The organism is Plectonema cf. radiosum LEGE 06105 (assembly GCF_015207665.1).
GTDB lineage: Bacteria > Cyanobacteriota > Cyanobacteriia > Cyanobacteriales > Nostocaceae > Rivularia > Rivularia radiosa_A.
Window position 1 is genome coordinate 25,845 of sequence record NZ_JADEWL010000031.1, and the last position, 15,014, is coordinate 40,858.

A 15,014-nucleotide genomic window follows, 5' to 3' on the forward strand; every position below is an offset into this window, starting at 1 on the left:
GTTACATATATTCTAACAAATCTTCTAATGGTTCATCAAAATCATCTGACATAATGATTTGACCTGCCCAACTACCGTAAGCCCGATCGGTTTCTATCTTTTCCTGATATTGTTTATTATCTGGATATTTTTCTCTTAAATATTCTGCATCATGTAATAGCTCCATTTTCAGAGATTCAGGCAGATTAATAACAACTTTCCACAAAGCTAGTTCAGTATTCATACACTTTTATTTTAACCAGATATTACGATTATCAGCCTTTAAGCTTTCAATATATAATTCAATAGCTTCTGTGATATTATCAATGGCTTCTTCAAAAGAATTTCCTTGAGAATGACAACCTTTTAGGATCGGGCAAAAAGCATGATAACCTCCATCTGACTCTTTTTCTAGAAGAACTGTGTAATTGTAAATTTGCTTATCGTTGTTGTCCATATATCTCCATCTTGTTTACGTTCCATAATTTAGAAATTACCAATTAACAGAAGTAATGCAGAGTTTATAAGCAATTTCTAGGTATCATTTGAGTTAGCTAATTATAAATAAATAAATAAATAAAAACTGTAGTCAGCTACAAAAAACTACAGTTTCCAATCATCTACTTTCAACCACTTTTATCTAAAAGTTTACTATTGAGGTGATTCTACTGGTGTAGGAACTACCGTTTCTTCAGCAGGAATCAACTGATTTAAAAGGTTAATATATTTAATTATCTCAAGAATATTCCCAAAACACTTGTCATTTAATATACGCAGTAATTAAGAATTAATAACTCTTCACTCCGGTGGTACTAACTCCTAATTCCTAACTCTTCACTCCTAACTCCTTAAAGCGGACGCTGAGCGGGTACACCTACTGAACGAGGAAACTTTGCGGGTGTACTACCTACTTTTCTTAAATACAAACAATGGCGATCGCTATTACTTATGGGTGTATTAAATTGTTCAATTGATTCTATTACTCCACCTAACTGCTGTACGGCATTTTCCGTATTGGTAATTTCTTCGTCCGTTAAATTACCCCGGTAAATTATAGCTAGTCCCCCTTGTTTCAACAATGGTAAAGTATACTCCGCACAAGCCGAAACAGAAGCTACAGCCCGAATCAGTGCGATATCATAAGTTTCTCGATGCTGGTTTTCTCTACCAATTTCTTCTGCTCTACAAGTAGTAGCAAAAACATTATTTAACTGAAGCTGAGGCAAAATACTATCGATAAAATTAATTTTCTTCTTCGTAGAATCGACAAGATTAACAGTACAATTTTTAACAACCATAGCTGCCGGAATACCCGGAGAACCCGCACCAGTTCCCAAGTCAATTATAGTAATTGCTTGATTGTCTACGCTCTCTTCCCCTATTTTTTGTGAAATCAAGAACTTAATTCCTCGCAAAGAATCCCACAAATGTTTTTCCCAAAAATCTTCAGGGTTAGTAATGCGGGTTAAATTTAGCTGACGGTTCCCTTGAATAATCAACTTATACAGAGATTGAAACAGTTCTTGCTGTTGAGGAGATGGTTTCCACTCAAGGGTTTTTTCCCAGATATCCATCATCTGGGGTAGACAAGATATAGTTGAATCGTTCACAAGTAAAACAGCGAGTTACATTCTAGTACAAAGTAGTATTTTAGATATTAACTCGATAAAGGTTATGGAATCTGTGGTTTAAGTTTCGGACACAAACACGCCAAAGAAATGCATCAGCATTCGGGGTTGAAATTTCCACCATTGTTTGTTCCTGCTGTGGGAAACTTTGAAAAAGCAATGTTGGTGCAAATTCCTCTACCTTTACATTCCCTGCAAAATCAACCTAATGGTGAATTGATTCACAATACTCTCAAAGAATATTATCAAAATGAAAAATACCTTTATGTTGCTGCTTTGAATGATGATTCATTGCGTCAAGCTAAATTTTTTGATGCTCAAGCAGCGAATGATACCAACTTAGTACAAGTATTTGTGTTTGCGAATGACAAAACAAAAGAAGCCTTATTAATAGCACGATTGGATAAATTAGGAAAAGGTGCTTCGGGTGCAGCAGTGCAGAATTTAAATATTATGCTGGGTTTGGATGAAGATTTGGGTCTTACTTGAATTTAGATGATACAGATTGCTTTCACCGAGGAATATCGGGAATAAAATATCAGCCGTGAAAAATTAATTATTCTTTATAATTCCCAATAATTCACAATAATTCACAATTTCCTTTTCCGATGATTTTACCAGCAATTAAGACAATTATTTACTTTTAAGATGCAATTTTTAGCGCTTCCACATTTTGCTGCGAAATTTGTAACAAAAGTTTGTTAAGTAATGTAAAAAAATCCCTAAATTTACTTGACCTTAAAAGTAATAAATAAGTTTTTGAGTGTCTGAGTGCGGTACTCTATATAGAATATATCCCCACAAGAACGACACATTGGTTTATGACATCAGTTGTTTCGAGTTCTATCACTACTATTCGCATTGGTTCTCGTAAAAGCCAGCTCGCTCTCATTCAGACGTACTGGGTACAGGAACAACTTTCTCTAAGGTTTCCTCATATCAAGTTTGAAGTTCACACCATGTCTACCAAGGGTGACAAAATCTTGGATGTGGCTTTAGCAAAAATTGGTGACAAAGCACTTTTCACCAAAGAATTGGAGACGGGAATGATCAATCGGGAGATTGACTTTGCAGTTCATTCTCTGAAGGATTTACCGACTCGTTTACCATCCGGGTTGGGTTTAGCAGCAATCACCGAAAGAGAAAACCCAGCTGATGCTTTAGTCGTGCATTCCAAGCACAAAGATAAACAACTTGATACCTTACCCGAAGGTGCCGTGATTGGTACATCTTCTTTACGACGTTTGGCACAATTGCGGCATCATTTTCCCCACTTCGAGTTTAAAGATGTACGCGGTAATTTGAATACCCGCCTTGCTAAATTGGACGCGGGAGAATACGACGCTTTAATTTTGGCAGCAGCAGGATTGGGACGCTTAGGAATGGCAGATCGTATTCATCAAGTTATTCCCTCAGATATTTCTCTTCACGCCGTCGGACAAGGTGCATTAGGAATTGAATGCCTTGCTGATAACAAGCAACTGATATCCTTGCTCAAAGAACTCGAACATCCCCAAACTCGCGATCGCTGTCTTGCAGAGAGAGCATTCCTACGCGACTTAGAAGGTGGTTGTCAAGTACCCATAGGGGTAAATACGGAAATTAATGGTGATAAATTAACCTTGACGGGAATAGTCGCCAGTATTGACGGTACAAAGCGGGTTCAAGATACCGTTTCTGGTTCCATTTACGAACCTGAGCAGATTGGAAGCGAACTAGCGCAGCGTTTACGCCAACAAGGAGCGCAGGACATCTTAGATGAGATTTTTGCAACCGTTCAACGCGGGTAAATTTCAGTTGACAGTTGACAGTTGACAGTTGACAGTTGACCACCAACAACTAACAACTAACCACCAACAACTAACCACTAGCAACCAACAACTGATAACTTATAACTGACAACTGATAACTGATAATTCAAATGCGGATTCTATTTGTGGCAGCGGAAGCGGCTCCGGTGGCGAAAGTTGGCGGAATGGGTGATGTTGTGGGTGCATTGCCGAAAATTTTGCGACAGATGGGGCATGATGTGCGGATTTTCATGCCTTATTACGGTTTTCTACCGGACAAGATGGAAATTCCTTCCGAACCAGTTTGGAAGGGATCTGCCATGTTTAATGATTTTGCGGTTTACGAATCGGTGCTTCCCGGTACTGATGTTCCTTTGTATTTATTTGGACATCCGGCTTTTGATCCGCGCAAAGTTTATGGCGGTGATGATGAACATTGGCGCTTTACTTTCTTTTCTAATGGTGCTGCTGAGTTTTGCTGGAACTACTGGAAGCCAGAGTTAGTTCACTGTCACGATTGGCACACGGGGATGTTGCCGGTATGGCTGCATCAATCTCCTGATATCAGCACAATATTTACGATTCATAATTTAGCTTATCAAGGTCCTTGGCGCTGGTATTTAGAGAAAATTACTTGGTGTCCGTGGTATATGCAAGGACATAATACGATGGCGGCTGCGGTACAGTTTGCCGATAGGGTAACTACAGTTTCTCCAACTTATGCCGAGCAAATTAAGACAGTTGATTATGGTGAAACATTGGAAGGATTACTGTCATTTATTAGTGGTAAATTATCGGGTATTGTCAATGGTATAGATACTGAAGTTTACGACCCTGCAACTGATAAGTATATTGCTGAAAAGTTCACCAGCGATAGTTTAGAGAAACGCAAGGCTGATAAAATTGGTTTGCAAGAAGAATTGGGATTAGAAGTCAACAAAAATGCCTTTTTAGTTGGGATGGTATCCCGTTTGGTAGAGCAGAAAGGCATCGATTTAATGATGCAGGTTCTCGATAGATTTTTATCTTATACAGATGCTCAGTTTGTGGTTTTGGGGACAGGAGATCGAAATTACGAAACCCAACTGTGGCAAATGGCATCTCGTTTTCCTGGAAGGATGGCAAGCTATATACTATATAACGATGCTTTAGCTCGTCGTATTTACGCCGGTAGTGATGCATTCTTAATGCCGAGTCGTTTTGAACCCTGCGGTATCAGTCAAATGCTGGCGATGCGTTACGGTTGCGTGCCGATTGTCCGCCGTACAGGGGGATTAGTAGATACGGTATCTCATCACGATCCAATGAATCAAGCAGGTACGGGTTATTGTTTCGATCGTTATGAAGCCTTAGATTTGTACACTTGCATGGTGCGGGCTTGGGAAGGCTTCCGTTTTAAACCCCAATGGCAAGAATTGCAGCAACGGGGGATGAGTCAGAATTTTAGTTGGAAGCTTTCGGCTGAGAAATATGTGAGTTTGTATCGTTCGATTCTGGGTTTACCCGAAGAAGAGAAGAAAGAGTCGGTGCCGGTGAAGTCTTTGTAAGTTGACATTGAAACCTTACCCCTTTCCCTCTCCGATGCCTTGGAGAGGGGTTCTTAGCTGAGATTCATCTCAATCAAAATTTTCCTGCACTTTGTAGAGGTACTTCAATTTCTTCTACCCGCCAAGCAGCATAAGCAAGCGCTTCGTAGATATCAGCTTCTTCTAAGTACGGATATGCTTTGAGAATATCACTAAGTGTATGTCCGGATACCATTAAACCAACGATAGTACCTACTGTGACACGCATTCCTTTAATACAGGGTTTACCGCCCATTATTTCGGGATTTAAAGTAATTCTGGTCAGGTTTTTCATGGATGCAAGCTAAGATATTCCCTTTTATTGTAATTGAGCTGTTGCTCCAGGCTACGAACGCAGGAAACTCCGTTATGGCTCGGTTAATCTTTTTGGTTTACTGACTATACTCAACCGCAAACCGCTATATTTACCTGTGCCTACCTGAATTCAATGTCCCAAAGAACGCATCCGTTATAGAAATCCAAAATCGAATGTGAGATTTATCTAAGCATATTGATAAGCATTAATTAAAAAATTTATTCTTTTCCGTAGAAAAAAGAAAAAGTTACGTATATTCTCTGAAATTGAGATGAATTAAAAAGCATATCATGGCAATTAATAGCCGATTCAGTTATCCGTGTATATTCTAATTATTTTCCTTTTGATAAAGATTGCTCTAAACCCCTTCCCATTTTCAAATTATTTTGTCAAACTTAATAATTAGTTACGGAGCTAAAGCAACACTGCTAAAACTGAATATTGTTTAATACAGTAATTCAGAAAAAGTGAGTTGATTTCAAGCTCAATTGATTTAATGAAAGTTCTCAGCGTGCAGCCTTTTAGTGATGTAATATTCACATTTTTTATTGGGTGAATATTGCGATTATTGAAAGATAGTGTCAGGGATTAGTGCAAATACCATCTGTTAATTAAACAAGATTGTACCTTGACCCTAGAGAATTAAAATGAAAGAAGTTTTAGAATTGATTGAACAGAAAAAGCAAGAGTTTGCGAAGTTGCCGTTTTTTGAATATTTAGGGGATGAAAGTATAGATCCGAGGCAAAGATTGGTTTGGGTACCCTATATTGCTCCATTTGTGATGACTTTTGGAGAGTTAAATCAATATTTTTTCCGTAATGAAAAATTTGTTTATGAAAAATTAGAGGATAAGCAACTTCAGGAATTGATTAATCAGCATACTTATGAAGATCAGTATCATTGGATATGGTTTTTAGAAGATTTAGAAAAAATGGGATTAAATCCTTTAGTAAATTTTACAGATGTGTTGAAATTTATTTGGAGTAAAGAAACTCAAACAGCACGTACTATAGCTTATGAATTAATAATATCTGCTTTTAATGAAGATCCTGTACTTAAAGCAATAGTTTTAGAATCAGTAGAAGCTACAGGAAATGTCGCGTTTTCCGTATTTGGGAAATTAGGTAAGGAACTCGAAGAAATAACTCAAAAAAGCTATCGTTATTTCAGTTACAGCCATTTGAAAGTAGAAACAGGTCACCTTATCGCAGAAGTAAGTAATTTAGATGAGTTATTAGAAAGAATTTACCTTACACCCAATCAAAAAAAACAAGCTTATAAATTAGTTGAGAAAGTTTTTGATGGTTTTACAAAATTTATGAATCAAATGATGTTTATAGCATCTAAAGAAGCTTGTGATAAGCCATTTATATATGCTGCTTCTACTCCACGTTCATTAATATCTGTATAAAATGGTTGACTTGAAGTTAGTAGAATATCCATATTAATCGTCATTGTCAGCCAATTTAACGAAGTAATAGAATAGTTTTAAGATTGCTTCGTTAGCTTAAATATGTAGGTTTACTTAAAGACCATATCCGGTACTCTGAAGTATAATACTATGAAATTTATTGGATTAAGTATGGGAAATTCGGGTCAAAACCTATTCTAAACAGGACTTATGTAAAGCAAAATTGTTATTGGCACCTAAACTGGGTTTACAAAAACAAGCAAGCGCATTTTGTAAGATTACCTCATTATCAACCGAAGGGTGCAATTCATAAGTTCTAATGACGTAATTGCATTATTATGATCTAAGTACCAGTGTCTGTTTAATTTTCAACCAAATTTTGCCATAAGTGTTTAAAAAACTGAATATTTGGGAACCCTAGATATACAGAACATATTTATAATATTCTAGGAAGGATTGTGTAATGCTCGCATCTACCTTGGTTCCCGGTTATGACATTACGGAAGTCATTTATGAGGGAATCAACACTATTATTTATCGGGGTACATCGCACCTAAACCAAGAAAAAGTCATTCTTAAAATCCTTAAGGAAGACTATCCTACTTTAGATGCGATTACTCGTCTCAAGCATGAATACAAAATTACTGAAAATCTTAATTTAGAAGGTGTCGTCAAAATATTAAGGCTTGAGACCGAGCAAAATCGTTTACTACTGGTATTAGAAGATTTTGGGGGACAGTCCCTCAAGCAATTACTTTCTCTTTGCAAATTAGAATTACTGGAATTTTTAAATATTGCGGTGCAATTAGCAAAAGCTTTGATATCGCTGCATTCTCATAATATTATTCATAAAGATGTCAAAGCTGATAATATTATTATTAATCCTAAAACACGAGAAGTTAGGCTGACCGATTTTAGTATCGCTTCAAGACTCGGCAAAGAAAAACTGCAATTAACTAACCCCAATCAACTGGAAGGGACATTAACCTATATGTCCCCAGAGCAAACTGGGAGAATGAATCGGGTTCTTGACTATCGTACCGATTTTTATTCGCTCGGTGTAACTTTCTATGAAATGCTTACCGGAAGATTACCTTTTCAAAGTAACGATCCCTTAGAATTAGTTCACTTTCATATTGCCAAGCAACCCGTTGCAATTCAACAATTAAATCCAGAAGTTCCCAAGGCGATCGCAAATGTGGTAGAAAAGTTAATGGCAAAAAATGCCGAAGACCGCTATCAAACAGGTAAAGGACTTTTAGCGGATTTAGAACTATGTCGGGAACAGTTGGAAATAACCGGAACAATTATCGAGTTCCCACCGGGAAGATTAGATGTATTGAGTCAATTACTGATTCCTCAAAAACTTTACGGTAGAGAGACTCAAGTTACTAAACTTCTGGATGCTTTTGAAAGAGTCAGTAAAGGAAGTTGCGAACTGATGCTTGTTTCTGGCTATTCAGGAATTGGTAAATCATCCGTAGTTTATGAAGTTAATAAACCTATCACCCAAAAACGCGGTTACTTTATCAGCGGTAAATTTGATCAATTTAAGCGCAATATTCCCTATGCTTCATTAATTCAGGCTTTTAATAGCTTGATGCAGCAATTACTTACAGAAAGTGCAACTCAACTCGAAAAGTGGCGCAATAAAATATTAACTGCTGTTGGTGCAAATGGACAAGTAATTATTGATGTAATTCCAGAAGTGGAATTGATCATAGGTAAACAACCAGAAGTACCGCAACTAGGGGGAACCGAAGCACAGAACCGTTTTAATCGGGTTTTTACCGAATTTATTCACGTTTTTGCCAAAAAAGAACATCCCTTAGTTATCTTTCTTGATGATTTACAATGGGCGGATTCTGGGACATTAAAGTTAATGCAAATATTGACTGCTGACCCCGAAAGCAAATATTTACTACTAATTGGGGCTTATCGTGATAATGAAGTTAACCCCGCTCATCCTTTAATTCAAACTTTAGAAGAAATAGAGAAGAATAATACAATTGTTAATAACATTGTTTTACAACCACTGGAGAGTGCAGATGTAACTCTGTTAGTTGCGGAAACTTTAAAGGATAATACAGAACGAGTCAACACTTTAGCAGAGTTAATTTGTAATAAAACTGGCAGAAATCCCTTTTTTATCACTCAATTACTGCAAGCACTTTATCAAGAAAACTTATTAAAATTCGACTTTACTCCCTTTTCTTCCCTAACTAATAAACAAAAAAATCAAGGAATGTGGAATTGGGATATTGAACAAATTCAAGCTATAGGCATCACAGATAAAAGCGTAGTAGATTTGGTTGCCAATAGAATTAAAAAGTTGCCAGAATCTACACAACAAGTATTGCAACTAGCTGCTTGTATCGGAGATACATTTAAGCTCGAAGTATTGTCAATTGTAAATCAAAAATCTCTCGTCAGTACTGCCAAACAATTAGATGCAGCATTACAAGCTGGATTAATTTTGCCTTTGAGCAAAGCTTATAAGATTCCTTTAGTATTTGATGAAGATATAGAAAACTATGAGCAGGATATAAATAATCAAAATTTTTATCCAAAAAACTTAAAATCAAATATTATTGAAGTTGGTTATAGATTTTTACATGATAGAGTGCAGCAAGCGGCATATGGGTTTATTCCTGAATCAGAAAAACAAGTAACTCATCTTAAAATCGGTCAACTATTGTTAAAGCAAACACCACCAGAATTATTTTCAGAAAATATTTTAGATATTGTCAATCAGTTAAATGTTGGGGTTGATTTAATAACGGAACAATCAGAAAAAGATGAGCTAGCAAAACTTAATTTAATGGCTGGGAAGAAAGCGAAGACAGCCACAGCTTATGAAGCTGCTGTTAAGTACTTGAATTTAGGATTGGAACTTTTGAAACCAGATAGTTGGCAAAGTATCTATCAACTTACGTTTGATTTATATGTTGAAGCTGCCGAAGCACAATATTTAAAAGGTGATTTTCAAACTTCAGAAACTCTTTGTAATCTTTCTTTACAAGAAGTTAATACTATTTTGGAAAAAACTAAAATTTATCAAATAAAAATTCAATCTTATATTTTACAAAATAAAATATTAGAAGCTTTGGAAGAAGGAATAAAAGCTCTCAATCTTCTTGGTGTAAGATTACCTAAAAAACCTAAAAATTGGCATTTTTTAGAAGCATTAGTTCGCACAAAAATCATCTTAGCAAGACAACCAATAAAAGATTTAGTTTATTTGCCGAGAATGACTGATCCTTATAAACTTGCAGCTATGCAAATTTTAATGTTAGTTAATCCAGCAGCTAGCCAAGCAGGGTCTTTAATATTTCCATTGACTATATTAGGAATGGTCAGATTATCAGTTGAATATGGTAACTCAGCACCTAGTGCTTATGGCTATAGTATTTATGGTGCAATATTATGTGATAAATTTGAGGACATTGAAGCTGGTTATCGATTTGGGCTGTTAGGTTTGTCGCTTCTGGAGCCGATGAATGCTAACTCATACAGATGTAAAGTCTTCTATATCTTCAATGCGATGATTCAGCATTTTCATAAACATCACAAAGAAACTATAACTTCTTTGCAACATGGAATGCAAAGTGGTCTACAAACAGGGGATATAGAATTTGCTAGTTATTGTAATTGGACTGTAAGCATTAACTTATTTTTAAGTGGAAATAATCTAGAAGTTATTCATCATAATATTTTTAAATATTTCTTACTAACTCAAAACTTAAACATGATAGCTGTAGCATATTCTATCAGTTCAATAAGACAAGCAATTTTAAATTTTCAAGGAAGTCTATCTATAAAAGATATTTTGAAAAATGAGGCTTTTGACGAAGCTGAAATGATAGCTGGTTTAGGCAATAATTCCTCTTGGTTAAGTACATTTTATTTTACTAAAACAATTCTAAGTTATTTCTTTCAAGACTATCCACAAGCAATTGAAAACGCTCGCCTCACCGAAAAATACCAAGAAAGCAATCCAGGCTTTTTGATGTATTGCGTCAACAATTATTACTACTCCCTTGCACTCCTCGCTAATTACAAAAACGTCACATCAACTGAACAAAAGCAATATCTCAAAAAAGTCGCTGCTAATCAAAAGAAAATGCACAAATGGGCGCATCATGCGGCTTGTAATTTTCAACATAAATACGATTTAGTCGAAGCTGAAAAAGCGCGAATTTTCCGCAAAAATATCAAAGCGATGCATCTGTATGACCGCGCTATTGCTGGTGCTAAGGAAAATGAATACACTCAAGAGGAAGCACTAGGTAACGAACTTGCAGCACTGTTTTATCTCAATTTAGGTAAAGATAAGATTGCTAAAACCTACATGACTGATGCTTATTACGGTTATATTCGTTGGGGTGCTTTCGCTAAAGTTAAAGATTTAGAAGAACGTTATCCTAATTTAATTATTCGCAGCGAAACTAGCACACCATCACAAGATATCAGCAGAACTATTGTGAGTAATTCTGCGAGAATGTTAGAGTCATCAAGCAACAGCAATAGTATTCTTGACTTAACTACGGTAATGAAGGCTTCGGAAGCTATTACCAGCGAAATTGTTTTAGATAATCTCCTCGACAAGCTATTATCTATCATTCTAGAAAATGCAGCTGCTCAAAAAGGTTGTCTCATCTTACTCAAGGACAATCAATTGTTTATTGAAGCTATTGATAATGACCAAGATAGCGATTTAGTTGTGCTGCAATCAACCCCAATAGAAGAAAGTCAAGATATCCCCTTGAGCGTTATCCACTACGTTACCAGAACTCAACAACCTCTGGTACTCAAAGACGCAACCAAAGAAGAGATTTATAAAGAAGACTCTTACATACTACGAAAACAACCGAAATCGGTTTTATGCGCTCCCATTTTCTATCAAGGTAAGTTTACTGGCATTATTTACCTGGAAAACAACCAAGTCACTGGTGCATTTACCAACTCTCGTTTGGAAATTCTCAAACTACTCACCTCACAAGCTGCGATCGCGATCGAAAATGCTCGTCTTTATGCTCGTGAACAAGAAAAATCACAGCAATTACAGCAATCTCTCGAAACGCTCCAACAAACTCAAGCGCAATTAGTACAAACGGAAAAAATCTCTTCTTTAGGACAATTGGTAGCAGGTGTTGCTCACGAAGTCAATAACCCAGTTGGTTTCATTGCGGGTAATTTATCCATTGCTAATCAATATATCGAAGACTTGCTACAACTATTAAATCTTTACCAGACTAATGTACCTTCCCCACCGGAAGAAATTGAAAGTTTTCAAGAAGAAATCGACTTAGATTATCTCCTAGAAGATTTACCCAAGATGATAAATTCTATGGAATTAGGAACCGAACGAATTCGCGATATCATGCAGTCTTTGCGGAATTTCTCCCGTACTGATACTGCTGACAAAAAGCCGGTTAACGTTCACGAAGGTATTGAAACAACTTTGATGATTTTGCAACATCGCTTGAAAGCGAAAGCAGAACGTCCCACAATTCAAATTATTAAAAAGTACGAAGAATTACCCTTAGTTAGATGTTATTCCGGTCAACTCAACCAAGCATTCATGAACTTATTAGCAAATGCAATTGATGCTTTAGACGAATCCAACGAAGGTAAAACTTACGCAGAAATTGAGAAAAATCCCAACGTTATTACTATCCGTACTTCAGCAAAGGAAGAAAAAGTTACCATCCAGATTGCAGATAATGGTCCGGGTATGACAGAAGAAGTCAGAAGTAAACTATTCAAAGCATTCTTCACCACGAAACCGGAAGGAAAAGGAACTGGTTTAGGACTATCAATCAGCTATCAGATAATTACCGAAAAGCATGGTGGTAATTTATACTGCATTTCCTCTCCTGGAAATGGTGCCGAATTTGTGATCGAGTTACCGTTGGAAGTAACAGATGATGAAGAGTAAAAGGTGAGGAGTGAGGAATTGAAGACAAGAAAGGAAGCAGTGACTTGTTAATTCGTTCCCAGCCTCCAGGCTGAGAATGCATTTCCCTTATAATTGTTTAAGTCCCGCTAGTGGACACCAGTGTTTAAGTCCCGCTAGTGGTCACCAGGGAGCGAGACGCTCCCACTACGAATTTTTACACATCAAACTTAGTGTCACAGACCCCTAGCAACCACTCATAACTCCTAATTAACTCCCAAAAACCCCTGTACAACTTGTAAAATCCGCTGCGAAGCGTGACCATCTCCAAAGGGATTAATTGCACTTGCCATTGTTTCATAAGCTGTAGGATTGCTTAATAATTGTGCTGCACTAGCGACAATTGTCTGTGTATCTGTTCCTACAAGCTTGGCTGTTCCTGCACTTACTGCTTCCGGTCTTTCTGTTGTTTCTCTCAGTACTAATACTGGTTTTCCTAAGCTGGGCGCTTCTTCTTGTAACCCACCTGAGTCAGTAAGCAATAAGTGCGATCGCATTACCGCACCCACGAGTTGAGCGTAGTCTAAAGGTTCAGTTAAGAAAATTCGGGGATGATTTCCCAACATTGCCTGTAAGGGTTCTCTAACTGTAGGATTACGGTGTAGTGGTAACAATAATGCTGTATCCGGAAATTTATCTAATATTTGTAAAAATGATTTGGCAATACTTTCAAGCGGTTCTCCCCAATTCTCTCGGCGGTGAACTGTAGCTAAAATGACTCGATAATTTCCCCATTCCAAACCCGGTACATTACAAGGAGGTTCGCTTTTTGCCACATTCAACAGCGCATCAATTACGGTGTTACCCGTCATGTGAACTTCCCCTAACACCCCAGAACGTTGTAAATTTTCTGTAGCCAGAGGTGTAGGAGCAAAATGCAGCTGAGCAATTTGAGAAATTAAACGTCGGTTAGCTTCTTCTGGGTAAGGATTAAATAAGTCATCGGTTCTTAAACCAGCTTCTACATGACCAATAGGTATTTTTTGATAAAAAGCTGCTAAAGCTGCTGCAAAAGCTGTAGTTGTGTCTCCTTGTACCAAAACTAAATTTGGCTGTTTTTCCTCGAATAACTCTTGCAAACCACCCAAACTACGACAAGTAATATCGCTCAGAGATTGTTTTGGTTGCATAATCTCTAAATCGCGATCGGCTTTTAAATTGAACAATCCCATCACCTGTTCAACCATCTCCCGATGCTGTCCGGTTAAAATTACCTGAGTTTCCAAGCCTTCATAGCCTTGGAAAGTTTGAATCACCGGAGCCAGTTTAATCGCTTCCGGACGAGTACCTAAGATAATACAAACTCGCTTCATAATTAGTCATAAATCACTAGTTAATAGTCAATAGTCATTACCATAGGGGTGATTCGTCAATAGGCGATTGTCACAAAACCAGATATTTTATAACAAGGTTAAAGGTTAAAGGTTAAAGGTCAACTAACCACTATCAACCATCGACTAACCACCATCAACTATCAACCATCAACTAACCACTGTCAACTGTCCACTGTCCACTGTCAACAATGAAAAAACCCGGATAAACCGGGCAGAAATGCACTGTTTGTCGAATTAGTAGTGATGGTTATAATTTATTGAATTTATTGCAAGCTGAGGGATTCAACTTCGCAAGTTAAAGGACAAGCTGCATAAACACTTGTGTTTAATTCTTCTTCTTCTCCATGCAACCAGCTTAACCATTTAATTTGATTGGGATGAACACCTCGCAGTGTTAGTACACCAGCAGCCATTATTACTGCCATCACATTAAACATTACTAAGCTACCGGCTACAAGCAAAACCGCGCTAGCAGGCATTACAGATTGTAGAACAATAGACAGCAAACATCCAATCGTAGCCATCAAAACAACTAAAGGAAAACCGACAACCAGCAAACATACTGCCAGTGTAAATGTCCAGATTAAAAAGCTTTTTATCATTAATAATGAGTAGGTTTTTCTCATATCAGTAGTTTGTGACAAAGCCATTATTTTTCCTCCAAAGTACAATATATAGATTGAAATCGAGCAATAGTTTAATTAATTCCCGCCGGGATCAACATATTCAATTGTTCAACATATATGAAAATCAAGTATATATAAATTGCCTCAGAAGATGAGCATTTATTTAATAAACTTTACAGTTAATATTTCGTAATTATGTATTGGGATTTCTTTGCGGTTTAATTTGTTTTTATCATCTATCTGAAGGCATACACCCGAATACAAGGAAAATTATTTCCACTTTAAATATAAGACTTTAACTCTGTTTGCTTAATATTTCTTATTAAAATACCCGTTGATTCTGATAGTTTTTCTTTTAATTTAAGAAATCAGAGATATGGTAATGACCGATGAGTTGTTAAAACC

Annotated in this window: 11 protein-coding genes; 5 read left to right on the forward strand and 6 right to left on the reverse strand. The window is 36.8% G+C overall.

Annotated features, from left to right (window positions below; genetic code table 11):
• Position 1: 1 nt before the first annotated feature.
• The 3 genes from vapB to rsmG all read right to left on the reverse strand — a co-directional run bounded on the left by vapB (position 2) and on the right by rsmG (position 1,589).
• Positions 2–223 (reverse strand): type II toxin-antitoxin system VapB family antitoxin, encoded by a 222-nt coding sequence (vapB, locus tag IQ247_RS11975; protein ID WP_193920212.1) that lies wholly within the window; start codon positions 221–223, stop codon positions 2–4.
• Positions 224–229: 6 nt separating this feature from the next.
• Entirely contained in the window at positions 230–436 is a 207-nt protein-coding gene (locus IQ247_RS11980; protein WP_193920214.1) for a type II toxin-antitoxin system HicB family antitoxin, read from the reverse strand.
• 391 nt (positions 437–827) lie between these two features.
• A complete protein-coding gene (gene rsmG / locus IQ247_RS11985) occupies positions 828–1,589 on the reverse strand; it encodes a 16S rRNA (guanine(527)-N(7))-methyltransferase RsmG (protein WP_322745494.1) in 762 nt (253 codons plus the stop codon).
• A gap of 69 nt (positions 1,590–1,658) precedes the next feature.
• Here rsmG and IQ247_RS11990 point away from each other — a divergent pair, with 69 nt between their 5' ends.
• From IQ247_RS11990 to glgA, 3 genes are all read left to right on the forward strand, one after another.
• Positions 1,659–2,096, forward strand: coding sequence for an N-acetyl-gamma-glutamyl-phosphate reductase (locus tag IQ247_RS11990; RefSeq protein WP_375341224.1), 438 nt, complete (start codon positions 1,659–1,661; stop codon positions 2,094–2,096).
• 332 nt (positions 2,097–2,428) lie between these two features.
• Positions 2,429–3,397: a hydroxymethylbilane synthase gene (hemC, locus tag IQ247_RS11995; RefSeq protein ID WP_193920215.1), complete on the forward strand. Its 969-nt coding sequence runs from the start codon at positions 2,429–2,431 to the stop codon at positions 3,395–3,397.
• Positions 3,398–3,528: 131 nt separating this feature from the next.
• Positions 3,529–4,944, forward strand: a complete 1,416-nt coding sequence (gene glgA / locus IQ247_RS12000) for a glycogen synthase GlgA (RefSeq protein ID WP_193920217.1) — start codon at positions 3,529–3,531, stop codon at positions 4,942–4,944.
• Between the two features lie 73 nt (positions 4,945–5,017).
• On the opposite strand, the gene IQ247_RS12005 is transcribed toward glgA, so the two are convergent.
• Positions 5,018–5,257, reverse strand: coding sequence for a DUF433 domain-containing protein (locus tag IQ247_RS12005; RefSeq protein ID WP_193920219.1), 240 nt, complete (start codon positions 5,255–5,257; stop codon positions 5,018–5,020).
• Between the two features lie 668 nt (positions 5,258–5,925).
• Here IQ247_RS12005 and IQ247_RS12010 point away from each other — a divergent pair.
• Positions 5,926–6,690 carry a hypothetical protein gene (locus IQ247_RS12010; protein ID WP_193920221.1) on the forward strand — a complete coding sequence of 255 codons (765 nt, stop codon included), beginning with the start codon at positions 5,926–5,928 and terminating at the stop codon, positions 6,688–6,690.
• A 463-nt stretch (positions 6,691–7,153) separates the two neighbouring features.
• Positions 7,154–12,631 carry a trifunctional serine/threonine-protein kinase/ATP-binding protein/sensor histidine kinase gene (locus tag IQ247_RS12015; RefSeq protein ID WP_193920223.1) on the forward strand — a complete coding sequence of 1,826 codons (5,478 nt, stop codon included), beginning with the start codon at positions 7,154–7,156 and terminating at the stop codon, positions 12,629–12,631.
• Between the two features lie 224 nt (positions 12,632–12,855).
• On the opposite strand, the gene wecB is transcribed toward IQ247_RS12015, so the two are convergent.
• The gene (gene wecB, locus IQ247_RS12020; protein ID WP_193920225.1) at positions 12,856–13,962 is read right to left on the reverse strand and encodes a non-hydrolyzing UDP-N-acetylglucosamine 2-epimerase; all 1,107 of its coding nucleotides are present in this window, start codon (positions 13,960–13,962) and stop codon (positions 12,856–12,858) included.
• A 284-nt stretch (positions 13,963–14,246) separates the two neighbouring features.
• Complete coding sequence (locus IQ247_RS12025; RefSeq protein ID WP_193920227.1) at positions 14,247–14,633, reverse strand: hypothetical protein; 387 nt, start codon at positions 14,631–14,633, stop codon at positions 14,247–14,249.
• Positions 14,634–15,014: the final 381 nt, after the last annotated feature.